Raw genomic sequence first — 25,028 nt, forward strand, 5'->3', positions numbered from 1 at the left:
TTTGTTCAATTTTTAATCACAATTTTGTCATTTATTAAATATAGCGAAGGATAGAGTTTCAAAATGTAATTGTTTACAATGGAAGTGGAAGAGTTATCTTAATCGAAACCATTATTAAAGGAGCTTTAACATGGATCTTAATTTGTTTTTGACATTCGGAGCAGGTTTTTTATCTTTTATCTCTCCCTGTGTATTGCCTTTATATCCGGCATTCCTCTCTTATATTACAGGAATGAGTGTAAATGAATTGAAATCAGAGAATGCTATGCTTGATAGGAGAAGTATTTTACATACGGTTCTCTTTCTAATTGGTTTTTCAAGTATTTTTATCCTTCTTGGTTATTCAACTTCGTTTATTGGGGAGTTCTTTTACCAATATCAGGATTTGATTAGGCAATTAGGCGCGATTTTAATCATCTTCTTTGGATTTGTCATTATTGGAGTGTTTAATTTTGAATTTCTGATGAAAGATCGTAAAATTACCTTTAAGAACCGTCCTGGGGGCTATGCTGGCTCACTTCTTATTGGTATGGCGTTTTCAATGGGGTGGACCCCTTGTACAGGTCCTATTCTGGCAAGTGTTTTAACCTTGGCAGCCCAAAATCCTGAGAGTGGTATGCTTTACTTAATTACATATTCACTTGGTTTCTCAGTTCCATTTTTAATCCTTTCTTTCTTTATAGGACGCATGAATTGGATTAAACAACACAGTGCTCGCATCGTTAAGATCGGTGGATATGTGATGATTTTTATGGGGATCTTCTTATTCTTTGACTTAATGACAAAATTAACGTCTTATCTTGCGAGTCTGTTTGGCTTTAGTGGTTTCTAATCGAGGATGGCATTTAAGCTACATTTATATTATGATAGAAGTATGTTTGAAAAAGGAGAAGACATAATGCGAACAAACGACTTAATACTGCGAACCACAACAATATTGATTGCTTTTATCTTGTTGGCATTTTCTATTTACCTCTTCTTAGCAGGGCATAATGCTCCTGGAGGAGGATTTATTGGAGGATTAATGACAGCAGCGGCAATTGTATTAATGTATATGACATATGGCTATGATCAAGTGAATAAGATCATCCCTATTAATTTCCGCTACCTTATACCTGTAGGATTATTGATTGCTGTTCTAACAGGATCCGGCTCCTTTTTATTTGATGAGCCATTTATGAGTCAAACATTTGCTCACTTACATCATGTACCTATTTTCGGCGAAATGGAATTAGCTACAGCGATGTTATTTGATTTAGGTGTGTATTTAACGGTTGTGGGAATCACGTTAACCATTATTTTATCGATTGCCAACGATCAATAAGCTTTATTGTGCAAGGGGGGACATCTTTGGCTAACATATTAATTGTCGATGATGCTAAATTTATGAGGATGACACTCGGAACGATTATAGAAAAAGGAAATCACACCGTCATAGGTGAAGCAGAAGATGGGAGAGAAGCTATTGATTTATTTCATAAGCTTAGTCCTGATTTAGTTACAATGGACATTACAATGCCTGAAATGAATGGACTTGAAGCAGTCGATTCCATCTTATCCTCTCAACCATCCGCTAAAATCATTATGTGCTCTGCAATGGGTCAGCAAAAGATGGTCGTTGAAGCGATAGAGAAAGGGGCTAAGGACTTCATCGTGAAACCCTTCGATGAAACAAGAGTCCTTGACGCGATCAACCGGGTACTATAAATAGCGTCAAGCTAATACATAAGATTAAGACATTCGAAGAGGGTTGATTTCATGTTTTGGGCAATAGCCAGTACCGTAGGAGCAGCCTTAATGGCGACTACAATGATATTCATTCGGATGAGGGCTTCAAGGAGGCCTGCATCGGTTAAAAAAATAATTTTACCACCCTTCTTTATGAGTACAGGGGCTTTTATGTTTGTGTTTGAGCCCTTTAGGGTGGAGTGGATGCAAGTATTAGAGGCCTTTTCAGTAGGAGTATTTTTCTCTTTATTTTTAATTAAGACGTCCACATTTGAGATCCGAAAAGATAACATTTATTTAAAGCCCTCAAAAGCTTTTGTGTTTATTCTATTTGGATTGCTTATTTTAAGGATTATATTAAAATTAATCATTGGACAAACGGTTTCTCTCGGGGAAACGAGTGGTATGTTCTTTCTTCTTGCATTTGGGATGATTTTAACATGGCGTATCGCTATGTTGTTTAAATACCTTCGTTTACGAAAAGAGCTACCTTCACAAGTGAATAAGAAATGGAATGCTTCAAACTCATAAAAGCCTGCAACTTTACGTTGCAGGCTTTTATGTGGGTTAGGATTGTTCAAACAAAGGTTGATACGGTTGAACATCGATATTTTTTTCGTGGAGGGTCTTTTTCAAAAATTTATGATCCCTTTTGGGTGTGGCAAGAATATAACCTTCTATGATGATATCCTGAGTAATCGTTTTAGCTTTTTTTTGAAGAGCAACCTGGGCAATTCTAGCTGCAATTTTTTGTTTGGCTACATCTCGGAATAATTCTGGTACCGGTGTTACAAGTTCTTCTAGGAATGCTTTTTGTTCGTCATTCCACATGTGTAAAGTTTCTTCAATGTAATGTTCTTCCCAGTCAATGATAGATTTCCCGTCTTCTTTAGGTAAGCGCTTTAAGAATTTACGAAACATAAAGTAGCCACCTATCGCTAATAGAGCTACCATAACGACGGTCCATCCAAGAATAAATAAAGCAAAGGTAGAGTTCATGCAATCACCTTTTCCGTTGTAATCATACCTATTACTAGTATAAGACAGCTCTTATTAGGATTCAATACGCCTGATGATTTTATACCTCATTTTGGATAATCGACAGGAATAAATCATCTGCTGGAGAATAGAATGTCAAAGAACAGAGAATATTTGTCATCAGCTATCATAATTACTAATTATTTGAAGTTTTTTAAGTACTTTTCTTGAACGATGTTAATTTTGTGGGATAAAATGTTATTATGTGTTGTAAGGAAGAGGAGGGCAGGTAGGATGAAAGAGAAATCAGAGCAATCCCCAACAGACTATCATTATAAAGATCCGTATTGGGTATCTTATACTTCATTGGCTGATCTTCCACCTGTATTCCAAAGGTGGATTGATTTACATGGATTTGATTTAATCAGTGTGTGTGATCACCAAGGAGCTATTCAATATGTTACCGCTTCCTCTAAGAGATTAATCGGGTATACAAAAGATGCACTATTAGGTACATATATATTGGATTACGTATCTCCTCAAGATAAAATACGTTTAATGAAGTCTCTTCGAAAGAATGAAAAAGGAGACCTTGTTACCTCAGAAGTGCAAGTAAAACATCGTTCAGGAACATACATTTGGGTAGAGGTTGTCTCCTCTTCTGTATATGATCCAAAAACAAGAGATGATGTTGTCATTGCGGTTATCAGGGATATTTCTGATAGGAAAGAAGCGGAAGAAATGATGATTCGTTCAGAGAAAATGTCTGTTGCGGGTCAACTAGCAGCCGGTATTGCCCATGAAATTCGTAACCCTCTCACTTCTTTGAAAGGTTTTTTGCAGCTTCTTGAAGCAGGAATTGAGGGTAAAGACGAGTATTATTCAATAATGGGAGAGGAAATTGACAAAATAGAAAACATCACATCAGAACTCTTGTTTATTTCAAAGCCTATGACGAATGATCCTAAAGAAGAATCTGTAGTTTCTCTAATGAAAGATGTATGTAAGCTTATGGAAACACAGGCGCACTTACATAACGTAGATATAGAAATTAAACAAGAAGAGTGGTTAAAAGTCTATTGCGATCGTTCACAAATTAAGCAAGTGTTTATTAATATCATAAAAAATGCAATTGAAGTGATGAGTGACAGTGGAGGGACTGTTTCCATTGATATTTATGAACGAAATGGGGATGCTTGCATGGATGTTATAGACGAAGGGCCTGGTATTCCTGAACATTTAATAGAAAAGATAAAGGAGCCATTCTTTACAACGAAGAAAAATGGCACCGGGCTTGGACTGATGATTACAAATCAAATCTTAGAGAAGCATGATGGGAGCTTGACCATTTTAAATAATGAACCAAAAGGGAGTATATTCCGTATTCGTTTACCTCTCTACCTGAGCTGAACATCAAATAGAAAGTTTGAACAAGTTGTCGATATCTAAGGGTTTGATACTTAAGGAGGGAATGGTTTGATTAGACAAGAAATAAAAGAGGAAATAGTCGAACATGTGTATGAGCGTTATCTCATTCATTATCCAGAACTAATGGTATATTATGATGACATAAAACTTGCTCACATTAAACAGGATACTCTTTATCATTTAGAACACCTCGAATCAACTTGGCCAATGAAGATGGATGTCATTTTTTTAGATTACACAGAGTGGGTTGATACTGTTTTAACGAGTAGAGGGATCGAAACAAAACTGTTAGAAGATTGTTTTATCTGGATGAAAGAATTCATGCTCTCATATGAGCAGGATGAGGAGTTCTCTTATTACACCTCTTTATTATCCCAAGCAGCCCAATTGTTACAAAATGAAAAGAGCAAATAGCAAGGGGACCAAAACAACGATGTTTTGGTCCTTTTTTATATTACATATCATGAGAAGAGTGGTTCTTCTGACGCGAATGATTCCTGTTTTTTACCTTATGAGACCCGCTAGTGGGCTCCCCGTAGGGTTGTTTAGGGCCTTTTGGAAGTGAAACGCGATCTTGTTGTTTGGGACCTTTTGGTTTACCAGACATGATCATCTCTCCTTTCATATTTAGAATTTGATGTTTATCGGTGATTTATACAAGTGAAGGTATGGAAAAAGCAAATGTACATACACTAACGATGAAATCACTATAAGGAGTGGAACTATGCCGTATCACAAAAATAAGCAACAGGCTTTTCAAGCTGCTCAACAAGGATACCAGCAAGCAATTGATGCAAATGAAACCCGTTTACAATCTGTAGATCAGGCGGATTATGGAAAGGAACTGGCGCATTTAACTCAAGAGGTGAATGAGGCCTACCAACAAATCGATAAAGCATTAGAAGTAGCAAGCGAGCATCAGTATGATCAACTTAAGCAATACCAGGATCAGTTAAGTCAAATTATAGCGGAATTAGAGAATTAAGAAAGTGTCCTTCCCTCACGGGTTGGGACACTTTTTTTGTGATGAAACTATGCTATTGATTCTTTTTACGCTTTTTGTTGTTCTGACGTTCCTCTGCGCTTAATGGATGCTGTGGTGTTTCCTCGTTGTATCCAGCACCTTGTCCTTGTGCAGAAGCATCATTCATACCTGGTCTTACATGGTTCGCTTTACGTTTTTGACTCATATTTTTCACCTCCATTCTTATTATGAGGAAAAATTCGACGAAATATTTTACTTATAAATCGTTTTCATTTAAAATGATAGTTGCAGAATTTTTCTTTCAATTCTTAATTGGAAGTCAAACAATGGGGGATCGTTGAAACAGAGCAATTTGTTTAACGATTTCATTATCATTGAGGGGGTAAAGGATTATGGCAGTAAATGATGCTTACAATGCACGCAAGCAATTTGAACTCAACGGAAAAACGTACAACTACTATCAGTTAAAAGCGCTTGAGGAAGCTGGATACGGAAAGATTTCCCGTCTTCCATATTCCATCCGCGTCTTACTTGAATCAGTATTACGCCAATATGATGGCGAAGTCATTCAAAAAGAACATGTAGAAAAACTCGCAAAATGGGGAGAAAAAGATTCTGAAAGCGTAGACGTACCTTTCAAGCCGTCACGCGTTATCCTTCAGGACTTTACAGGTGTTCCTGCAGTAGTAGACCTTGCTTCATTACGTAAAGCAATGGTCGACATGGGGGGCAGCCCGGATAAAATCAACCCTGAAGTGCCTGTAGACCTTGTTATCGACCACTCTGTACAAGTTGATAAGTACGGTACACAGGATGCCCTTCAAGTAAATATGGAATTAGAATTTGAGCGTAATAAAGAGCGTTATGAATTTCTAAATTGGGCTAAGAAAGCCTTTGATAACTATGAAGCTGTTCCACCAGCAACGGGTATTGTTCACCAGGTTAACTTGGAATACATTGCTAATGTGGTTCACGCTTTAGAAAACGAAAACGGTGAATATGAGACATACCCTGATACATTAGTGGGAACAGACTCCCATACTACGATGATTAACGGTCTAGGTGTATTAGGTTGGGGTGTTGGAGGCATTGAAGCGGAAGCTGGAATGCTTGGACAACCTTCTTATTTCCCAGCTCCCGAAGTAATCGGTGTGAAGTTAACAGGTGGTTTCCCACAAGGGACAACAGCTACTGACTTAGCACTTAAAGTCACACAAAAACTTCGTGAGAAAAATGTAGTTGGGAAGTTTGTAGAATTCTTCGGGCCTGGACTAAAAGACATGCCACTAGCTGACCGAGCTACTATTTCGAATATGGCTCCAGAGTACGGCGCTACTTGTGGTTTCTTCCCAGTAGATGAAGAATCTCTTGAATACTTACGCTTAACAGGTCGCAGCGACGAGCAAATTAAGGTTGTAGAGCAATATTGTAAAGAAAACAACTTATTCTATTCTCCTGAATTTGCCGATCCTGAATTCACTGACCTTGTGGAAATTGACTTATCAGAATTAGAGCCTAATTTGTCTGGACCTAAACGTCCTCAAGATTTAATTCCTTTATCCGAAATGAAGGATTCCTTTAACCATGCATTAACTGCACCAGAAGGAAATCAAGGCTTTGGCTTATCTGCGAAAGAAAAGGAAAAAGAAGTAACGATTGAACATCCAAATGGTAAATCTTCTACAATGAAAACGGGATCTGTGGCAATTGCAGCGATTACGTCTTGTACGAATACTTCTAACCCACACGTTATGCTAGGAGCAGGTCTTGTAGCTAAGAAAGCTGTAGAAAAAGGCTTAGAAGTACCAGAGTACGTTAAAACATCCCTTGCACCAGGTTCTAAAGTTGTAACAAGATACTTAGAAGACTCAGGATTAATGGAATACCTTCAGCATCTTGGCTTTAACCTTGTAGGTTATGGTTGTACAACTTGTATCGGTAACTCTGGTCCACTTGCAGAAGAAATCGAAGAAGCTATCGCACAGAATGATCTAACTGTATCTTCTGTCCTTTCAGGTAACCGAAACTTTGAAGGTCGTATTCATCCTCTTGTGAAAGCGAACTATCTAGCTTCGCCACCACTTGTCGTTGCGTATGCGTTAGCAGGCACAGTTGATGTTGACCTTAAAAATGATCCGATTGGCAAAGATAAAGAAGGAAAACCTGTTTACTTTAATGATATCTGGCCATCTATTGAAGAGATCAAAACAGAGATTGATAAAAATGTTAATCCTGAAATCTTCCGTAAAGAATATGAAAATGTATTTGATTCAAACGAAAAATGGAATAAGATTGAAACTACAGATGAGCCTCTCTATGATTGGAACGAGGACTCAACGTACATTCAAAACCCACCTTTCTTTGAAGGGCTTTCAAAAGACCTTGAGTCTGTTAAGAGCCTAAATAACCTACGCATGGTTGGTAAGTTTGGGGATTCGGTTACAACTGACCATATTTCCCCAGCAGGTGCAATCGCAAAAGATATGCCAGCTGGACAGTATTTGCAAGATAAGGGTGTATCTCCAAGAAACTTTAACTCCTACGGTTCTCGCCGAGGAAATCATGAAGTTATGATGCGTGGTACGTTTGCTAATATCCGTATCCGTAACCAATTAGCTCCTGGTACAGAAGGTGGCTATACAACCTATTGGCCAACTGGCGACGTTATGCCTATTTACGATGCAGCAATGAAATATCAACAAGATGGAACACCATTACTTGTGGTAGCTGGTAAAGACTATGGCATGGGAAGTTCTCGTGACTGGGCTGCTAAAGGTACGAATCTTTTAGGTATTAAAACCGTTATAGCTGAAAGCTTTGAGCGTATTCACCGCTCAAACCTTGTTATGATGGGGGTTCTACCACTTCAATTTAAATCTGGAGATAGTGCAGATTCATTAGGCTTAACAGGTCAAGAAACCTTTAATATTGAGATTGATGAATCTGTTCAACCACACGATGAAGTGAAAGTGGTTGCTACAGATGATAAAGGAAACAAGACTGAATTTAATGTCATTGCACGATTTGATAGCCCTGTTGAAATTGATTACTACCGTAATGGTGGTATCCTTCAAAAGGTTCTTCGTGACAAAATGGCTTCTAAGTAAGTAATAGGTAAGAAGCAGTTACACAATGTGTGACTGCTTCTTTTATGTATAATTATATAGTGGAAGGGACGTCATATAAGTTTGTCCAATTTCTTGTAGGTTCAATCAAATTCATAGCTAATTTTGACAATTCTTTTACGTTGTGGGGTATATTCTTTACATAAGGCTTGCTCCAAATTAGTATAGATAATAATACGACTATTTAGGAGAACAGATATGTCTATTCCTTCTATTTCAATAGGTCCAATAGTCCTTCAAAGTACATATATCATATGGGGGATTGGGGCTATCTTAGCCTATATTTGGATCATCATTTTAAATACTATCCGTAACAATGAGAAGAGTTCTATTTACGCCAATGAATGGCTACAGTCCCTTTTGTTAATAGCGATAGTCTGGAAATTCAGCTATGTCCTTATACACCCCTTGGAGGTCGCTCACTCTCCAGAACGAATCCTTTTCTTAAATGGTGGAAGACTCGGGATGGGAATCGGAATCGGATTATCTTTTCTAATCTACGTTAAGTCCATCCATAGAATAGGACTCCCTGTTCTTTACTCTGTTAGTTTATGGATGGCGGGCCACTTCATGTGGATAGGACTCACCCAATCGGTTTTTACATTAGCATTAACCATTTATAAAGCACCATTGTGGCTATCAGGATATTTTATAGCTCTCTCATTATCCTATGTATGGGCAACACATCTTCACCAGTTCCGATCTTTAATACACTATGTCCAATTGGCACTTGGAGGTTGGGTTGCTTACAAAGTAATGTTTACCACCCTTATGGTGGATGATGTGATGGTGTGGATTTCTTTTGTCTTCTTATTCGGTTTATTCTATCTTGATTATGTAATTAGTAAAGGGCGTGGTAGTAAATGATTAAACGAATTGTTGGGGGTCTCATTATTCTTGGTTTGTTTGCTTTCGCTATTGTCAACGTACTACAGGATGACCAAGAAGGAGGAGAGGCTGTCACATTAAATAATGAAGATGGGACGGCCATGCAACCTCCCAATGGACCTGAAGGACTAAAGGTTGGGGAGTATGCTCCTGATTTTACAGTAACAACGTTCGAAGGTGAAGAAAAGAAGTTGTCGGATCTAAAAGGCAAGAAAGTCTTCTTGAATTTTTGGGCAACATGGTGTCCTCCATGCCGAGTAGAGATGCCAGAAATGGAAAAATTCTATGAGGAATTTGGAGATGAAGTAGAAATCATGGCAGTAAACGTAACCTCTACTGAAAAAAGTGTGAAAGATGTAACTTCATACGTTCATAATGAGGGATTCACCTTTCCGATTTATCTAGACCGTGAGCGAAATGCAGCCAATCGATATCGTATACCTGCTTATCCAACGACTTATTTTATTGGGTCAGATGGTAAAATCCAGAGTAAATCCTATATTGGTGCGATGGATTACGATTTTATGAAAAAAATGAAAGATAAATTAAAGTAATTTAGGTATATTTTCTGACAATTCAGCCGATCCTTAAGCTACTGAGATAATAAAGGAGTGAAGGGTCATGCCACGTAAGAAAAAACCTACTTTTGAAGAACTTATACAAGAAAACCGACGAAAAATCATTGAAGACGAGCATTTAATGAATCAAATTGAGGAAAGAATTGAAAAGCGAATGAATGATACGTTAAACAGATAGTCCAAAGGGCTATCTGTTTTTTGTATAGAATTAGCCCTTGGGCACACACTAAGCCATGTAACCTCAGAAAGGATGTGGCTACATTATGGGTAATCCAAAAAAGGATTCAAAGCACTTTGTTCCCAGTCATCCAGGAACACAACCTAGAGAAGCTGGAAGTAACAAAGGTAAACAAATGCAAATGCAAAATGCACATAAACCGAAAGTCATCCAAACTAAAGGGAAGAAATAGGGAGGAATCGATATGGGTAAAAACAACCAACGATATGCGAATCCTGACGATCGTAGTGACAATGTTGAAAAGCTTCAAGAAATGGTCCAAAATACTATTCACAATTTAGAAGCTGCTCATGAAACGATGCAGTTCTCCTCAGAAGAAGAGAAACAAAAGATTATGGCTAAAAATAAACGTCGTGAAGAATCCATTGCATCTTTCCGCAATGAAATAAAAGATGAAGCTAAACACAAGCAAGATCAGTAAAAAGAGCGCCCAATTTAGGGCGCTCTTTTTTTAAAAGAATGTACGGACAAGCTTATTAAGCAGTCACGGTTAGTATAATCGCATTAATCTTCACTATATAAGGCATTTCATATGGCCAAAACATCATCATCAACGTGATAGGCTTACTTATGATACAATATGTTAATGGATTACGTATAGTAAGGATGATGACATGACGATTGATAATGAACGAAAGAATAATATACAGAACTGGACGACCTTAAGCGCTCATCCTCCGCTAAAAGAAACGGAAGCGTTACGATATATTAATGATTACGAAAATGGGCATGCCCATATAGATGCGTTAATTGTAAGTCGTTTATATAGCCTTATCGCATATCATCGACTTAACCGAACAATCATGAATCATGATAAGATTGCAGAAGAATTTATTTCAAAAGCTAAGAGTACAGCTGAAAATGATTCAGTCGTGTTGGAATTACAAGAGCTCCTAAATGTCCGAACACACTTACAGATGTTAGAAGGTCATACATTTAAAAATTATGCTTTACATGAAACGGATCATCAATCAGTAAAAAGAAAGAAGTTACAACAGATTCTTGAGAAGGTTGAACCACTCGAAGAAAAGTGGTCCACAGAATTTAGTTATTCAGGAGAAGGGAAAGAAACTCCCGTTCAGACTTTATTTGAAAAAGGTCAATATCTGTTTAATGAGTTAATCCAAGAAATTGGTCCACATAAACGCAATGAGACGAATGGATTTAACCATGTTTCCATTATGAGGATTAACCAGCTGTTAAGAGAGCTCGATCAATTAACAAATGAATTGGAAAAATTCTTGCCGGGGACAGAAGATGATCATAAAGGCAAAGACCCCTTAAAACAGTTAGATAGTATGGTTGGTCTTTCAGAAGTGAAATCCTATATCCACCGTTATTATCATTATTTGAAGTACCAGCAATACCGAAAAGATATCGGTTTTCAGATGGTTGATGAACCTGAGCTGCACATGATTATTACAGGAAATCCAGGTACAGGAAAAACGACGATAGCAAGACTCCTTGCCAATATTTATTATGATCTTGGTTTGCTCGATACTAGGGATGTGATTGAGGTCAACCGTTCACACCTTGTAGGTTCGTATGTTGGGCAAACAGAGGAAAATACAATGAACTATGTACAACAAGCTATCGGGGGTATTCTCTTTATAGATGAAGCCTACAGTCTTCAGCGTGAAGGACAAACAGGCAATGATTATGGGCAAGCGGTCATTGACACGCTTGTGTCAGCTATGACAAGTAAGGAATACGGAGATAAATTTGCTGTTATATTAGCGGGATATCCTGACGAGATGAGGCAATTCCTTTGGGGAAATCCTGGTCTTCGCAGTCGCTTTCCGGAGCAAAATCATGTCCACCTTCCTAACTATTCCATTCCAGAATTAATAGAAATTGGTGAACAAACTGCCCTCGAAAACGACTATTTCTTTACAGAAAAAGCGGTCCAGAATTTAGAACGTTCAATTGATAAGCAACAAGTAGATGATACGTTTGGGAATGCAAGAGCGGTTAGGAATATAGTGTTACAGACCATATTCCAAAAAGGAGCTAGTGAGTCCGATCAAGCTGATCATGAATCAAAAATTGACCTCATGCGTATCGAAGAGAAAGACTTTTCTTCACCGGATTCACCTGAGGAAGATAACAAATCACCAATGGAACGACTTGAGCAACTTATCGGCTTAAAACCAGTTAAAGATGAAGTGAAAAAGCTCTCATCTTTTGTCAGGTTACAAAGGAAGAGGGAAGATAAAGGGCTCCCGTCCGTACCTATACAATTGCATGCTGTTTTCTCCGGTAACCCAGGTACAGGAAAAACGACAGTAGCTCATATCTATGCTGATATTTTAAAAGAGTGTGGCTTATTAAAGCGAGGGCATGTAATCGTTGCATCCAGGAGTGATCTTGTTGCAGGTTATGTTGGTCAGACGTCCATTAAGACTAAAAAGAAAATACGGGAAGCTTTAGGTGGAGTTCTATTTATCGATGAAGCCTATTCACTTTTCCAATCTGGATCAAATGACTTCGGTAAAGAAGCAATCGATACACTAGTAGATGAGATGACCAAACACAATGAGAATCTTGTGGTGATATTAGCTGGTTATAAGAGGGAAATGTCTTCTCTTATCCAAAGTAATCCAGGACTTTCTTCTAGGTTTAAGAAGTTTCTACATTTCCCTGATTATAGTCCAAGAGAACTAGTAGAAATGACAAAATATCAAGCAAGCACTCATAAATACGTAATAGAACCAGATGCGTTATCCTTCTTAGACGATGTTTATGAGACACACTCCATCGATGGGAATGGGCGTTATGTTAAGAACTTGGTTGATGAAGCTATTCAATATCAAGCTCTAAGAATTGATGAACAAGATGAAGAAGGCTATTATGATGTATTATCCAAACCTGATCTAGAATTGGCTTGGAATGCAATGAAAGGGAGAGAAATAGGATGATGACAACAACAGATGTAAAAGTACGATACCAGGAAACAGATCAAATGGGAGTTGTTTATCATGCTAATTACCTTGTTTGGTTTGAGCTAGGTCGAACCGCATTTATTGAAGAATTAGGGTTTCAATATCACGAAATGGAAGAAAGTGGGGTTGTGTCGCCTGTCGTGGATGCAAATATCCAGTTCAAACAACCACTACGATATGGTCAGACGGCACGTGTTCATACATGGCTAGATTATTATGATGGCATTCGGGTTACCTATGGATATGAAATACAGACTCCAGAAGGTGAAATAGCTGTAACAGGTACCACAAAGCATGTTTGTGTAAAGAAGGATAGCTTTAAACCTGTTTCCATTCGTCGTTTCTTCCCAGATTGGCATGAGGCTTATCTAAGTGCTAAAGGGGAAGAATAAGGTGGCCTTTGGTTTAAGACGTCATGAAGTTGATGAATGGAAGAGGCGTGTGAAGGCAGGGGAAATTGCCTTTCTTACTCATTATTGGTATGATAACCGGTTTCCTGATGTAAAAACCGTCACAAAAGTAGGGTGTATGAACCTTCAGAAATTAAAACGATGGGGGAGTCAATACGGTTTGAAACCCGAATGGATTCATAACGACCCTAGGTTTCCTCATTTTGATTTAATGGGAGATACCCAAAAAGAAATTCTAAATCACGAAGGTTTGTATGAACACATTAATCGTTTTGATTTGTAAAAAAATGAATAAAAAAATGCCAGGATGAATGACCATCCTGGCATTTTTTTATTCACTGTCTTCTTGATAATAGTCGAAATCAGGTTCTTGTGTATCAGGGTCATATTTAACCGTTACGTTATAATCATCAAAATACCACGCATCTTCTTGTTCTACATAGAAACGAATTCCCTCTTGTTGGTCCTCTGCTATAGGCTCGGCAGGTTCATCCGGACGTACGCCAAGGGACATTCCTGGCTGGAGGCCTCCAACACCACCATATCGAACAAAGAAGCGTAAGGAATCGTTCTGTTCGAGTTCTAATTCATCCTTATACCATTGTGCTGCTTCTTCTTGAACTTTTAATTTCATATTTTCAACTCCTTGCAGGTATTGTCTTAATATTCATCGTAATACAATAAAGGGTAGGTTTCAAATAAAGAGAACTATATAATCGGTTAAACTCGAGAGGAAGTGAAAACTAAAAATGCATTTAATTGAGGCACATAAACTACACAAAGAATTTAAAAGGCATACGGTTGTAAATGATATAAGTTTCGAGATTAGAAAGGGAGAAATTTTAGGGCTTCTTGGGCCAAATGGGGCAGGGAAATCTACAACGATCTCCATGATTGCTTCTCTTTTGAAACCGACAAAAGGGGAAATCTTTTATGAAGGGGATTCTGTTATAGAGAAGCCTGATACGATTCGATCTAAATTAGGTTATGTACCCCAGGAAATTGCCCTTTATCCTGAATTTACAGCTCTTGAAAATCTTCAATTTTTCGCCAAAGTGTACAATATCCCAAGAAAAGAAAGAAAAGAGAAGATCCATCAAGCTCTTGAGTACGTAGGGTTGGTTGATCGTGCAAAGTCAAAAGTGAATGAATTTTCAGGTGGGATGAAACGACGATTGAACATAGCCTCTGCTCTTATTCACGGACCAGACTTTCTTATTATGGATGAACCTACCGTAGGCATTGACCCTCAATCCAGAAATCACATATTAGAGATGGTAAAGGAACTTAATAAAAAAGGAATGTCGGTTTTGTACACCACCCACTATATGGAGGAGGTCGAAGCCATATGTGATCGGATCTTGATATTGGACCATGGTCATATTATCGCCGAGGGTACGAAAGAGGAGTTAATTCAACTCATCCAACACCAAGATCATATTGAAATGAAAGTGGAAACAAGAGATGAACGTTTTGAAAAAGAATTAATGGAACTTGTAGCAGTTGAATTGATTGAATTCATTGAAGATGCTTACATGCTATCAGTGAAGAAACAGGCGGACGTACTACCGGATATATTTCGATTGGCCAAAGAATATCAAGTACATATTTATCATATTCAAGTGAAAAAGCCGAGGTTAGAAGATGTGTTCTTGCATCTTACTGGCCGTTCGTTAAGGGATGAATAGGAGGGTGACTATGTGGATACATGCACATAAGGATTGGAAGCGTATGTTAAAGGATCCGAAAGCTCTCTTAATTGTATTATTCATGCCTGCATTGCTGACAGCGCTATTAGGTTTGTCTATTGGGAAGATGATGGATGGTTCAGGAGAAATCGATACAATCTCCTTAGGAGTGTTTGATCAGAGTGAACCTGCTACTTGGAATATAGAAGGAATGCCTGAAGAATTTACGCCTTCTGATCCACCAAATGACTTTGTTGCTTTATTTAAAGAAGAAGTTCTTAAAGGAGAAGAATTGAAATCTTTTATTCATATTGAAGAGATTGAATCTGAAGAGGAAGGAAAAGAACGGTTACAAAATGGCGAATTAACTTCTTTCATTTCTTTTCCAGCATCTTTTAACCAAAATGTGGTTGATGCATTATTGCTTTCAAATCAATCTGATCTTCAAGTAGATCTATGGCAGAATCCTGATCAGGCCTTACAAAGTGAAATTATAGCCAGTATTGTAGAAGGCTACACGACACAACTGACTTCGCTTGTTGTACAAAAAGAGGGAACGATGCGTTTTTTAGCTGAAGAGGGCCTCTCCCCTGCCATAACGGCAACAAAGATGCAAGACTCTTTCGAGGCTAACAGTGAGGGGGGAAATCGAATTAAATTGTCCAGAGCTTCTATAGACGGCTTAGATTCTATATCTGGTATTCAATATTATACAGTAGGGATGGCCGTTATGTTTATGCTCTATGTGGCGTCATATACGGCGATATATATGAAGGATGAAGTTCGTACAAATATGTTTAACCGAATACGTGTGATTGGAGAATCACCTTATAAAGTTCTAGCGGGTAAATTAATTTCAACCAGTATATTTGTGTTTGGACAATTCCTATTTTTATTTACTTTCTCAAAAATATTGTTTGGTATGAAGCTAGGCGCCCTATTGCCACTTGGTATCCTTATGGTTTCTACCTCAATTGCAGTTGGTTGTTTAGGTGTTGTGTTTAGCGCACTTGCCTTAACATACAAGGAAAACCGATTAACTGATCTGTTTCAAAGTGTAGTCATTCCTTTTATGGCTATGTTGGGAGGGAGCTTTATACAATTATCAATTATGCCTGAAAGTATCCGTTTTATAGGTCAATCGATTATCAATGGTGCTGCGTTAGATGGACTTCTAAAGATCATGCAAGGATATGGTTTTGAAGGCCTTCAAAGCTCCATACTAGCCATTTGGATAAATGGGTTCATTTTCTTACTATTGGCATTCATAATCATTCGTCGAAATAAGGAGGTGTTCTCATGAAGGCTTTATTATGGGTGAGATTGATATCACTACGAAAACACAAAGGGATACTCATTACCATGATGATCCTGCCTATCATATTCACCTTCTTTTTCTCCATGTCAGGCAGTCGTAGTGCATATTCTGTTGGTCTTGTAGTAGAAAAGGAAAATCCACTCTCAAAAGACTGGGTTAAGGAACTTTACAAACATGAGAATTTGCTCATAACGGAATTGAATAAGGATGAGATTGAAGAAAAATTATATGATGGTCGTGTAGAAGCTGTGCTTGTACCTGAAAAAGGAATCTTTAATAATGATTTACAAGACTTGTCCTTACAAATATACCGAACGGCAGATACTTCAACCATCCAAGCGATTGAACAAGCGGTCAGGGAAGTAACAATGAAGGTGGCGAATGAGCACCAGGTCGCTCAAGAGATTTTATCTGCCTTGGCTAAACCAGAACAGAAGGAAGAGGCTGTTTATCAGTATGTTAGCGGTGAGCTTGAGGAGCCAATAATATCGGTGGATAAAAAAGTAATTAACGAAGAACAAGAAGTGGTCTATGATACTACCTTTCAAGCTCTTGTTGGGTTTACGTTATTCTTTACTATGTACACAATCATTTTTTCTTTAGGAGAAATGATTGAAGACCGCCAAAAGGGGATTATGACCAGGTTAGGGGTGTCCCCCGTTCGGACTATTCAGATCTATAGTGCGAACTTCTTGTATAGCTTTCTGATTGGGTTTATACAAGTCATTATTCTTGTCACGATTGGCCAATATGTTTTTGGAATTGATTGGGGAGATCAGATAATAAGTGTAGGAATTATTATTGCCTTGTATGTTCTTGCTACGATGGCTTATGGAATGATTCTTTGTAGTCTTTCGAGGACAATGCAACAGTTAAGCGCCATAACACCAGTGGTTGCTGTGAGTTTTGCTATGCTTGGAGGGGCCTATTGGCCGATAGAAATTGTCCAAAATCAAATTCTTTTAACTCTAGCAAACATAACGCCTATTTATCATGCAATGAATGCACTGAAAGGTGTAGTACTCTATGATCATTCACTCTTTCAAAATACCCTCCCTTTAGTCTATCTTACAGGGATGAGCTTAGCACTATTAGGGTTAGGAATTTACATGTTTAAGAAAAGGTTTAATTAATACAAAAAATAGACAAGAGCTCTCTGCTCTTGTCTATTTTTTTTGTTTCTTTTCTGGAACATAGTCAAAACCCCCTGGATGAAAGGGGTGACACTTGGCAATTCGTTTTACTGTTAACCATCCACCCTTTATTGCTCCAAATCTTGTAATAGCTTCAACACCATATTGGGAACATGTCGGATAAAAGCGACAAGTAGGAGCTGGTTTTAACGGGGAAATGGCCTTTTGGTAAAAGCGAATGATCCACAAGAAAATGGTTTTCATACAACTCATCCTTATTACAGCTATTCTACCGTTTTATCGTAGGTCACTTCAGCAATTGCATCATGCAGGTGAATGGACTCTTCATTACGACAAGCTACATAAAAACGTTCTACAAAAGAAAGTTCATATAGATCAGCCGCAACTAAACGGACAATATCTTCTACAAAGCGTGGATTCTCATAAGCTTGCTCCGTTACCGCTTTTTCATCAGGCCGTTTAAGGACAGGATGAATACGGGCGGATGCATTTGATTCTGCTGCTTCAAGTAGTGCTTCTTTCCAATCCAGATCATTCTCATCGAAATCATCTGTTAATCGAACAGACATCGTTACATTCCCACGCTGATTGTGCGCAGAGTATTCGCTTATTTCTTTAGAACAAGGGCATAGGGTAGTGATTTTACCTGTAAGTGCTACTTCTACATCATACCCGGTTCTATTATGGTAAGAGACTTTCATCGTTGCATCTGCGTGATTCATCCCTGCTAAATCAGAGAAAGGACCCTTCCGTTCGAAAAACCATGGATAGGAAACTTCTACTTCGGCATCATCTTGTTTTAAACGTTGAGCTAATTCTTTCGTGAATTTTTTCAAAGTCGTAATATCGACGGCAAAGCCATCATTATGATAGCGGTCTAATTGCTCAGTAAAGCGACTCATATTAGTCCCTTTGCTTCCTTTCCCAATTTTAGATGCGAAACGGAAGGTCCCAATCGTGGTCTGCATTTCTGGTTTTTTTGAACTATATATACGGATAGGATGTTTAACGTTAGAAATTCCAACTGCATCAAGATCAAATAAGAAATCTTTGCGAGAATTTTGAAGGTCTGCCATCTCATCTTTTTCTACGGGTTTTGTACGTGGCCCCGGATCCACAGAACCAAATAATTTATGTCGGTCTTCTTTAGAAGGTAGCTGTTTTTTTGTATTAATATTTGTCTGGTTCATAGCAGTGACTCCTTTCAGCTTCTAAATAGAGCTATTAAAAGTATACAAGAAACGGATTCGTAAGTTCAATTTTAATACTCAGTCAATAGGGTCTAGATCGGCTCAGGAAACGTTCTTTCTATACTCTTTACATATAAATTCTATTTTACTACAAATAGCCCAGGGTTGGGAAATCAAGAATGCGTTTTCTAAAATCAAAAAATTTCAAATATGGTTCCACCGGTTGGCAACATGAATAAAATTAACTAAAATAGATTCGCACTATGAAACGAGGAAAGAAGGTGGCACCTATGAAAGGAACAGCTGTACTACAAACACAAACTGAAAAAGTCATTGTACTTGAAGATATAAAAAAAGAAACGTTCGACCAATGGAAACAACAAGGTGGTTACGAGAAAGAATGCAATCAAACAGGGAATATTGAGCTGATGGTTCCCGTTCAGTTCACTAGCGATATAGATTGGTCTTTTGGTTATTAGATAAAACAAGGGTGCTCCGATGCGGAGCACCCTTGTTTTATCTACATAGTAGCAACTCCGATTACAGAAGAATCTGCTTAATACCTTGCTATTTTAGCAAACGTATATCTCGAAAAGGCGGGGAACACCTCAGATATTACTACTTATTTATACTTAGTAGCAACTCCGAACAATTAATACCTAAAAGAAAAAACGCCTCATCCGAGGCGTTTTAACAATTACATCCATTTAATTTTAGGTTCAGTTTTATCCATAATACGTTTAATATTCGATCTGTGGCGGTATATGACAAATGCTGTCAAAATACTGGTTACTATAATTAGACCAACATGACCAAGAATTATGGACATAATGACTGTAACAATTCCAGTAACCATTGAAGATAAAGAAACATACTTGCTGATTTTTAACATAATGAAGAATGTTAAAAGCATAACACCAAAGAGAATAGGTTCAACTGCTAAAATGACACCACCTGAAGTAGCAACAGCCTTACCACCTTTAAATTTTGCGAAAATGGGATACATGTGACCAATAACAGCAAAAATTCCAATGATTAATAGATTAATATCCGCATCAAACATCCATGGAATTCGAGCAGCAATCGTCCCTTTTAATATATCTGAGATCGTAACGATGAGTCCTGCTTTTGTACCAAGGACTCGGAATGTGTTTGTTCCGCCTAAGTTTCCGCTACCGTGTTCACGAATATCAATATTATACCCTAGCTTACCAACAATGAGACCTGATGGAATTGAACCAATTATATAAGCAATGATTGCAAATAAAGCATAACTCATACGAAAACTCCTTTACCATTCGCTCTTAATGCTTTTTATATTTTATCAGAAAGAAGAGGTAGAAAGAACAACTATTCTATTTTTATTGAAACTATTTTCATCTTTTTGTTCTTCTTATAGGATAGAAGGAGGGAGGGGAAAAGAAATGGCACGCACCCATACATACACAAAAGCAAAACAGAGGATGCCCTGGATGATAGGAGGACTTGCAGTTTTTCTGTTTTTTTCTTTTGCAGTCTTTTGGCTTCTCTATCCATTTCCGTCAAATGAAAAGACGGACTATTTTAATACTCAATATCCATTAATTTTTAAGGGGAAAAAATACACAGGGGAAGTTTTGTATGAGGACGGGATCTATTTATCTTTTGACTTTGTTAAAGAGTATATTGATAGTGAACTCCACTATGATGAAAGTTCCAGATCGGTTATCGTGACTACTCAAGAGAAAGTCTATCAAATGCCAAGCAATACGAAACAATATTATATAAACAATGAATCAACTCAACTCTCTTTCCCAGCAGTAAAAACTGATCAAGGAAACGTGTATGTATCAAGCGATTGGATGAGTGAGGTCTATCCTGTCCAGATTGAGTACCATGATAATACAACAGCCGTTTCCTTATACGAAAATGAGCAAATCCTTCAGCAAGGAGCGGTTACAGCTGAAGGTGCAGATGAGAGAAGAGTCAGAACAGAACCAACCGTTACATCTTCTTATGTATCTGAACTAAAAAGGGAGGAAATGGTGACCATTGAGACTGAAGAAGAAGGGTATTATTTCGTTCGAACTGAAGATGGAGTTGGAGGCTATGTAAAAACTTCAGCGATTTCTATAGAAGAGCCAAAGCGCATTACTGTGGATGTGGAAGAGGCTAAAAATCCGTTCACTCCTTCATTAGAATGGCCCGTTCATGTAACTTGGGATCAGCTTGCAACGAATGATCCATTAGAGGCTATGCCAGGAGTCCAAGTCATCTCTCCGACATGGTTTACTCTCCAAAATGGAGAAGGGGAAATTCGTAACATCGCTTCTGAAAGTTATGTGAAGAATGCTAAAGATAAAGGGTATTCCATATGGGCTCTTTTTTCTAATGGGTTTGATCCAGATATTACGAAAGAAGCCCTGAATAGTTTTGAAAAGCGAAAGTCAATGATCGAACAGCTTCTTTATTTTGCTGAGATTTATCGTTTAAATGGTTTTAATATCGACTTTGAAAATGTTTATGAGACAGATGGGGCCAATCTAACTCAGTTCATCAGGGAACTTACACCTCTAGCTCATAAAGAGGGGTTGGTTGTGTCAGTAGATGTATCCTTTATATCTGGTAGTGCACAATGGTCTAAGTTTTATGAACGGAAGGAATTAGCTGAAGCAGCGGACTATATAATGGTTATGGCTTATGATGAACATTGGGGAAGTTCTTCTGTGGCTGGAAGTGTTAGTAGTTTGCCCTGGGTGGAGAATGGTCTTGAAAGAATTCTTGAAGAAATCCCTCATGAACAACTCATTTTAGGAGCTCCTTTATATACACGGTTATGGAAAGAAGAAATGACAGAAGATGGATCAGTAGAAGTAAGTTCAGAGGCTATGTCTATGGAAGAAGCTAATGAATGGATAGAAGAGTATCAAGTAGAACCCTCTTATGATCCTGGAACAGGTCAAGATTACGTTCAATATTCAGAAGAGGACATCACGTATAAAATGTGGTTAGAGAACGAAACCTCACTACAAAAACGTGCTCTATTGGTTCATCAATATCAACTGGCGGGACTCGCAACCTGGAGTCAAACGTTTGCAACGGATGAAGCATTTCAAACGATTGAAAAGGCACTTAAGAAGCGAAAGATGATTGAAAAAGAATAGAGCACATTGAACAGGCGGGATGTTTCGCATTCCTGCCTTGTTTCATATATGATGGGAATAAGTTTTTATAAAATAATAAATTGTTCGAAAGCAAGGGGGAAAAGGATGATTGAATTTGACAAAGTTCAAAAGACATTCCCTGACGGAACAGAAGCTGTAAAAGATGTTTCGTTCCGTGTGGAAAAAGGGGAGTTTGTCACCTTAATAGGGCCCAGTGGTTGTGGGAAAACCACGTCTATGAAAATGATAAACCGTCTCATTGAACCAACATCCGGTGTAATAAAAATTAATGACAAGGATATACGAGAATATAATATTCATGAATTAAGGTGGAATATAGGGTATGTGTTGCAAGAAATTGCTCTCTTTCCACATATGACGATTGAAGAGAATATTGCAGTTGTTCCTGAAATGAAAAACTGGAAGAAGAAAGATCTAGAGAAGCGAACGAATGAATTAATGGAGATGGTAGGATTAGATCCCCATACATATAAAACACGAAAGCCTAGTGAGTTATCTGGTGGTCAACAACAAAGAGTGGGAGTTATTAGAGCTCTTGCAGCAGATCCTGACATCATCTTAATGGATGAGCCGTTTAGTGCTCTTGATCCGATTAGTCGTGAGCAATTGCAAGCTGACATACAGAAGCTTCAGCAGGAAATTCAAAAGACAATTGTTTTTGTAACGCATGATATTGATGAAGCACTTGCATTAGGTGACAGGGTTTGTCTAATGGACAAAGGGGAAGTCGTGCAAATCTCAACCCCTCAGGATCTTATTTTAAATCCTCAAACAGACTTTGTACGAAATTTTGTCGGAGAAAGAAAGTCTCCATGGCAAACCGCTGTAGACGTTATGGTAGATACTTCAAAGAATTATATCATTACAGAAAGTTCGCATTACCCAAAGGAAGGGACATATATCATTCAAGGAGAAGACCAGCAGTATAAAGGGGCTATTCAAAACGGAATGTTTATAGATTTACCTTCCTTACAAAATGATACTCATTTACGGAAAGCGACTCCTATATTTGATGAGTATGAAACTAGTATATTGCCGGTTGTAAAAGATAAACGATTAATCGGTACCCTATCACACCGTGATATTGTTGCTTACCTTCAGCAACAAACAAAGCTTGAAAACGGGGTGATTCACCAATGAGTGAGTTAAAAGCAACCTTTCTAGACAGGCAAGATATGTTTTGGCAAAGCATATGGGAGCATTTACAGCTATCGATTATATCATTATTGATCGCGATCTTAATTGCTGTACCACTTGGGCTTTTATTAACACGAACAAAAAGAATTGCTGAACCCATCATTACGGTTACAGCTATTTTACAAACGATACCCAGTTTAGCCATACTGGCGTTTTTAATCCCTATTGTGGGTATAGGATTTAAGCCTGCTATATACGCCTTATCTGCTTATGCTTTACTTCCGATTCTAAGAAACACCTATACAGGAATCAATGAAGTAGATAAAGCGCTCATTGAAGCTGCTAAAGGAATGGGGATGAGCTCATTCAGAAGGCTGGCTCGAGTCGAGTTGCCACTTGCTATGCCTGTTATTATGGCTGGTATCAGAACATCTATGGTGCTTATTGTGGGAACGGCAACCATTGCAGCCTTAATCGGCGCAGGAGGATTGGGAGAGTTAATTCTACTAGGCATAAACCGCGGTGGAGATATCCCATTGATTCTACTTGGCGCTATACCTGCAGCTCTCCTGGCAATTTTACTTGATAATATACTCAGGTTATTCGAACGAACGTCTGCAAAGTCTGGATTCAGGTCTTTAGCAACGATTCTTATTGCATCATTATTAATTGTAACCATTCCTTTCATTGTGAATGGGGATGATAAAGCAGACCTCGTAATTGGTGGTAAAATTGGAGCAGAACCAGCAATCCTAATGAATATGTACAAAGTCTTAATTGAAGAAGAAACCGATTTGTCGGTTGAAACAAAACCAAATTTCGGTAAAACTGATTATGTGTTTGAAGCATTAAAAGGCGGCGACCTTGATATTTATCCTGAATTTACAGGAACTGTTATCACTACACTTTTAGGAGAGCAAGCCGAAAGTAATGTGAAGCAAGAGGTATATGAACAAGCCAGGGACGGGATTAAAGAAGCGGAAAATATGGTTCTTCTTGAGCCGATGGAATACAACAACACGTATGCTGTAGCTACTACTCAAGAAATAGCTGAGCAATATGGCCTTGAATCGATTGGCGATCTTAAAGTAGCAGAAGATAAAGTCACCGCTGGTTTCACTCTTGAGTTTAATGATCGGTATGACGGGTATGTAGGAATGCAAGAAGAGTATGGGTTAGATCTAAATGTTAAAACGATGGAACCTGGGGTTCGCCAGACCGCAATAAAAGAAGGCGATGTACAAGTCATTGATGCTTATGCAACTGCCGGCTATATGGTTGCTTATAATCTTAAGGTCTTAGAAGACCCGGAGAATATTTTCCCGCCATATCAAGGGGCTCCTTTGGTAAAACAATCCACATTGGATCAATATCCTGAAATTCGAGATATCCTAAATCAGTTGGGTGGTAACATTACTAAACAACAAATGCAGGAAATGAACTATAAAGTAGACTTTGAAGATGAAGATCCTTATCAAGTTGCACGTAATTTCTTAAAGGATAACGGGTATATTGACTAAAGAAGGGAGATCTTACTATGCGAAATCCTTCTAATGAAGAGATTAAAGATATCTTAAGTCAAACAAAAACGATTGCCGTAGTTGGTTTATCGGATCGTCCTGAACGTACATCTTATCAAGTTTCAAAAGCTATGCAGGATGCGGGCTATAGAATCATTCCTGTAAATCCAACGATCGAAGAATCACTAGGCGAACGAGCGGTTTCTTCTTTGAGTGAAATCGAGGAACCTTTTGACTTGATTAATGTCTTCAGGCGCTCAGAATTTTTGCCTGAGGTGGCCAGAGAAGCTGTTCAGACTGAAGCAAAGGTTTTTTGGGCTCAGCAAGGTGTCCAGGATGAAGACACCTTTCGTTATTTGAGTGAACAAGGTATGACAGTGCTAATGGACCTCTGTATTAAAGTTGCCCATTCTGTTACAATAGGAAGGTAATAAGAGAGAAAATCCCTGTTCTTGCAGGGATTTTTTTCTTTTCGTGGAAAAAGGTTATTTGATTAAATTGTAGAAACCGCTAAAATAAAAGACAGGCGCTTTGCCCGTGCTCTTATTTACAAAAAC

31 protein-coding genes are annotated in these 25,028 nt (G+C 38.2%); 24 read left to right on the forward strand and 7 right to left on the reverse strand.

Going from position 1 to position 25,028, the window contains the following annotated elements; translation table 11 throughout:
- Positions 1-130 precede the first annotated feature (130 nt).
- From QNI29_RS10480 to QNI29_RS10495, 4 genes are all read left to right on the forward strand, one after another.
- On the forward strand, positions 131-832 hold the full coding sequence (locus tag QNI29_RS10480) for a cytochrome c biogenesis CcdA family protein (protein WP_231416432.1): 702 nt from the start codon (positions 131-133) through the stop codon (positions 830-832).
- Positions 833-895: 63 nt separating this feature from the next.
- On the forward strand, positions 896-1,324 hold the full coding sequence (locus tag QNI29_RS10485; RefSeq protein ID WP_231417562.1) for a Na(+)/H(+) antiporter subunit B: 429 nt from the start codon (positions 896-898) through the stop codon (positions 1,322-1,324).
- A 26-nt stretch (positions 1,325-1,350) separates the two neighbouring features.
- A complete protein-coding gene (locus QNI29_RS10490) occupies positions 1,351-1,707 on the forward strand; it encodes a response regulator (protein ID WP_255687024.1) in 357 nt (118 codons plus the stop codon).
- A gap of 51 nt (positions 1,708-1,758) precedes the next feature.
- Entirely contained in the window at positions 1,759-2,259 is a 501-nt protein-coding gene (locus QNI29_RS10495) for a CcdC family protein (RefSeq protein WP_231416433.1), read from the forward strand.
- 36 nt (positions 2,260-2,295) lie between these two features.
- Here QNI29_RS10495 and QNI29_RS10500 read toward each other — a convergent pair whose 3' ends face one another.
- Complete coding sequence (locus tag QNI29_RS10500; protein WP_231416434.1) at positions 2,296-2,727, reverse strand: DUF2621 domain-containing protein; 432 nt, start codon at positions 2,725-2,727, stop codon at positions 2,296-2,298.
- A gap of 273 nt (positions 2,728-3,000) precedes the next feature.
- On the opposite strand from QNI29_RS10500, the gene QNI29_RS10505 reads away from it, so the two are divergent.
- Positions 3,001-4,116 carry an ATP-binding protein gene (locus QNI29_RS10505; RefSeq protein ID WP_231416435.1) on the forward strand — a complete coding sequence of 372 codons (1,116 nt, stop codon included), beginning with the start codon at positions 3,001-3,003 and terminating at the stop codon, positions 4,114-4,116.
- Positions 4,117-4,182: 66 nt separating this feature from the next.
- On the forward strand, positions 4,183-4,548 hold the full coding sequence (locus tag QNI29_RS10510; RefSeq protein ID WP_231416436.1) for a hypothetical protein: 366 nt from the start codon (positions 4,183-4,185) through the stop codon (positions 4,546-4,548).
- A 40-nt stretch (positions 4,549-4,588) separates the two neighbouring features.
- Here the strand turns inward: QNI29_RS10510 and QNI29_RS10515 are convergent, their stop codons facing one another.
- On the reverse strand, positions 4,589-4,759 hold the full coding sequence (locus QNI29_RS10515; protein WP_370635425.1) for a small acid-soluble spore protein P: 171 nt from the start codon (positions 4,757-4,759) through the stop codon (positions 4,589-4,591).
- A gap of 99 nt (positions 4,760-4,858) precedes the next feature.
- Between QNI29_RS10515 and QNI29_RS10520 the strand changes: the two genes are divergently transcribed.
- The gene (locus tag QNI29_RS10520) at positions 4,859-5,119 is read left to right on the forward strand and encodes a hypothetical protein (protein WP_231416438.1); all 261 of its coding nucleotides are present in this window, start codon (positions 4,859-4,861) and stop codon (positions 5,117-5,119) included.
- Positions 5,120-5,171: 52 nt separating this feature from the next.
- On the opposite strand, the gene sspO is transcribed toward QNI29_RS10520, so the two are convergent.
- Positions 5,172-5,324 carry a small acid-soluble spore protein SspO gene (gene sspO / locus QNI29_RS10525; RefSeq protein WP_036778946.1) on the reverse strand — a complete coding sequence of 51 codons (153 nt, stop codon included), beginning with the start codon at positions 5,322-5,324 and terminating at the stop codon, positions 5,172-5,174.
- A 187-nt stretch (positions 5,325-5,511) separates the two neighbouring features.
- On the opposite strand from sspO, the gene acnA reads away from it, so the two are divergent.
- The 9 genes from acnA (at position 5,512) to QNI29_RS10570 (ending at position 13,583) form a co-directional block, all read left to right on the forward strand.
- Positions 5,512-8,226: an aconitate hydratase AcnA gene (gene acnA, locus QNI29_RS10530; RefSeq protein ID WP_231416439.1), complete on the forward strand. Its 2,715-nt coding sequence runs from the start codon at positions 5,512-5,514 to the stop codon at positions 8,224-8,226.
- Between the two features lie 216 nt (positions 8,227-8,442).
- Complete coding sequence (locus QNI29_RS10535; RefSeq protein ID WP_231416440.1) at positions 8,443-9,111, forward strand: hypothetical protein; 669 nt, start codon at positions 8,443-8,445, stop codon at positions 9,109-9,111.
- Positions 9,108-9,686, forward strand: a complete 579-nt coding sequence (locus QNI29_RS10540) for a redoxin domain-containing protein (RefSeq protein ID WP_231416441.1) — start codon at positions 9,108-9,110, stop codon at positions 9,684-9,686. Before QNI29_RS10535 ends, QNI29_RS10540 begins: the two co-directional genes overlap by 4 nt.
- Before the next feature lie 67 nt (positions 9,687-9,753).
- Positions 9,754-9,888 carry an FbpB family small basic protein gene (locus QNI29_RS10545; protein WP_231416442.1) on the forward strand — a complete coding sequence of 45 codons (135 nt, stop codon included), beginning with the start codon at positions 9,754-9,756 and terminating at the stop codon, positions 9,886-9,888.
- 85 nt (positions 9,889-9,973) lie between these two features.
- Positions 9,974-10,120 carry an acid-soluble spore protein N gene (locus tag QNI29_RS10550; RefSeq protein ID WP_036778950.1) on the forward strand — a complete coding sequence of 49 codons (147 nt, stop codon included), beginning with the start codon at positions 9,974-9,976 and terminating at the stop codon, positions 10,118-10,120.
- Positions 10,121-10,132: 12 nt separating this feature from the next.
- On the forward strand, positions 10,133-10,369 hold the full coding sequence (gene tlp / locus QNI29_RS10555; protein WP_231416443.1) for a small acid-soluble spore protein Tlp: 237 nt from the start codon (positions 10,133-10,135) through the stop codon (positions 10,367-10,369).
- A gap of 193 nt (positions 10,370-10,562) precedes the next feature.
- Positions 10,563-12,866 (forward strand): AAA family ATPase, encoded by a 2,304-nt coding sequence (locus QNI29_RS10560; RefSeq protein ID WP_231416444.1) that lies wholly within the window; start codon positions 10,563-10,565, stop codon positions 12,864-12,866.
- Positions 12,863-13,282 carry an acyl-CoA thioesterase gene (locus QNI29_RS10565; protein WP_231416445.1) on the forward strand — a complete coding sequence of 140 codons (420 nt, stop codon included), beginning with the start codon at positions 12,863-12,865 and terminating at the stop codon, positions 13,280-13,282. Before QNI29_RS10560 ends, QNI29_RS10565 begins: the two co-directional genes overlap by 4 nt.
- 1 nt (position 13,283) lies before the next feature.
- Positions 13,284-13,583, forward strand: coding sequence for a hypothetical protein (locus tag QNI29_RS10570; protein WP_231416446.1), 300 nt, complete (start codon positions 13,284-13,286; stop codon positions 13,581-13,583).
- A 48-nt stretch (positions 13,584-13,631) separates the two neighbouring features.
- Here QNI29_RS10570 and QNI29_RS10575 read toward each other — a convergent pair whose 3' ends face one another.
- Positions 13,632-13,934 (reverse strand): HesB/YadR/YfhF family protein, encoded by a 303-nt coding sequence (locus QNI29_RS10575; protein ID WP_231416447.1) that lies wholly within the window; start codon positions 13,932-13,934, stop codon positions 13,632-13,634.
- A 115-nt stretch (positions 13,935-14,049) separates the two neighbouring features.
- On the opposite strand from QNI29_RS10575, the gene QNI29_RS10580 reads away from it, so the two are divergent.
- From QNI29_RS10580 to QNI29_RS10590, 3 genes are read left to right on the forward strand one after another with little or no spacing between them, the layout of a single operon-like run.
- Entirely contained in the window at positions 14,050-14,988 is a 939-nt protein-coding gene (locus tag QNI29_RS10580; protein ID WP_231416448.1) for an ABC transporter ATP-binding protein, read from the forward strand.
- Positions 14,989-14,998: 10 nt separating this feature from the next.
- Complete coding sequence (locus QNI29_RS10585; RefSeq protein ID WP_231416449.1) at positions 14,999-16,291, forward strand: ABC transporter permease; 1,293 nt, start codon at positions 14,999-15,001, stop codon at positions 16,289-16,291.
- Positions 16,288-17,439 (forward strand): ABC transporter permease, encoded by a 1,152-nt coding sequence (locus tag QNI29_RS10590; RefSeq protein WP_231416450.1) that lies wholly within the window; start codon positions 16,288-16,290, stop codon positions 17,437-17,439. The genes QNI29_RS10585 and QNI29_RS10590 overlap by 4 nt, the downstream gene beginning before the upstream one ends.
- Before the next feature lie 33 nt (positions 17,440-17,472).
- Here QNI29_RS10590 and yidD read toward each other — a convergent pair whose 3' ends face one another.
- Entirely contained in the window at positions 17,473-17,703 is a 231-nt protein-coding gene (gene yidD, locus QNI29_RS10595; RefSeq protein ID WP_231416451.1) for a membrane protein insertion efficiency factor YidD, read from the reverse strand.
- A gap of 20 nt (positions 17,704-17,723) precedes the next feature.
- Positions 17,724-18,650 (reverse strand): GTP cyclohydrolase FolE2, encoded by a 927-nt coding sequence (gene folE2 / locus QNI29_RS10600; RefSeq protein ID WP_231416452.1) that lies wholly within the window; start codon positions 18,648-18,650, stop codon positions 17,724-17,726.
- 290 nt (positions 18,651-18,940) lie between these two features.
- Between folE2 and QNI29_RS10605 the strand changes: the two genes are divergently transcribed.
- Positions 18,941-19,129, forward strand: coding sequence for a hypothetical protein (locus QNI29_RS10605; protein ID WP_231416453.1), 189 nt, complete (start codon positions 18,941-18,943; stop codon positions 19,127-19,129).
- Positions 19,130-19,347: 218 nt separating this feature from the next.
- On the opposite strand, the gene plsY is transcribed toward QNI29_RS10605, so the two are convergent.
- Entirely contained in the window at positions 19,348-19,929 is a 582-nt protein-coding gene (gene plsY / locus QNI29_RS10610) for a glycerol-3-phosphate 1-O-acyltransferase PlsY (protein ID WP_231416454.1), read from the reverse strand.
- A 145-nt stretch (positions 19,930-20,074) separates the two neighbouring features.
- Between plsY and QNI29_RS10615 the strand changes: the two genes are divergently transcribed.
- From QNI29_RS10615 to QNI29_RS10630, 4 genes are all read left to right on the forward strand, one after another.
- Positions 20,075-21,793 (forward strand): glycosyl hydrolase family 18 protein, encoded by a 1,719-nt coding sequence (locus QNI29_RS10615; RefSeq protein ID WP_231416455.1) that lies wholly within the window; start codon positions 20,075-20,077, stop codon positions 21,791-21,793.
- Positions 21,794-21,898: 105 nt separating this feature from the next.
- Complete coding sequence (locus QNI29_RS10620; protein ID WP_231416456.1) at positions 21,899-22,954, forward strand: ABC transporter ATP-binding protein; 1,056 nt, start codon at positions 21,899-21,901, stop codon at positions 22,952-22,954.
- Positions 22,951-24,471 carry an ABC transporter permease/substrate-binding protein gene (locus QNI29_RS10625; RefSeq protein WP_231416457.1) on the forward strand — a complete coding sequence of 507 codons (1,521 nt, stop codon included), beginning with the start codon at positions 22,951-22,953 and terminating at the stop codon, positions 24,469-24,471. The genes QNI29_RS10620 and QNI29_RS10625 overlap by 4 nt, the downstream gene beginning before the upstream one ends.
- A 17-nt stretch (positions 24,472-24,488) precedes the next feature.
- A complete protein-coding gene (locus tag QNI29_RS10630; RefSeq protein WP_231416458.1) occupies positions 24,489-24,902 on the forward strand; it encodes a CoA-binding protein in 414 nt (137 codons plus the stop codon).
- The last annotated feature ends 126 nt before the right edge of the window (positions 24,903-25,028 follow it).

This window comes from Pontibacillus chungwhensis (assembly GCF_030166655.1).
GTDB lineage: Bacteria > Bacillota > Bacilli > Bacillales > BH030062 > Pontibacillus.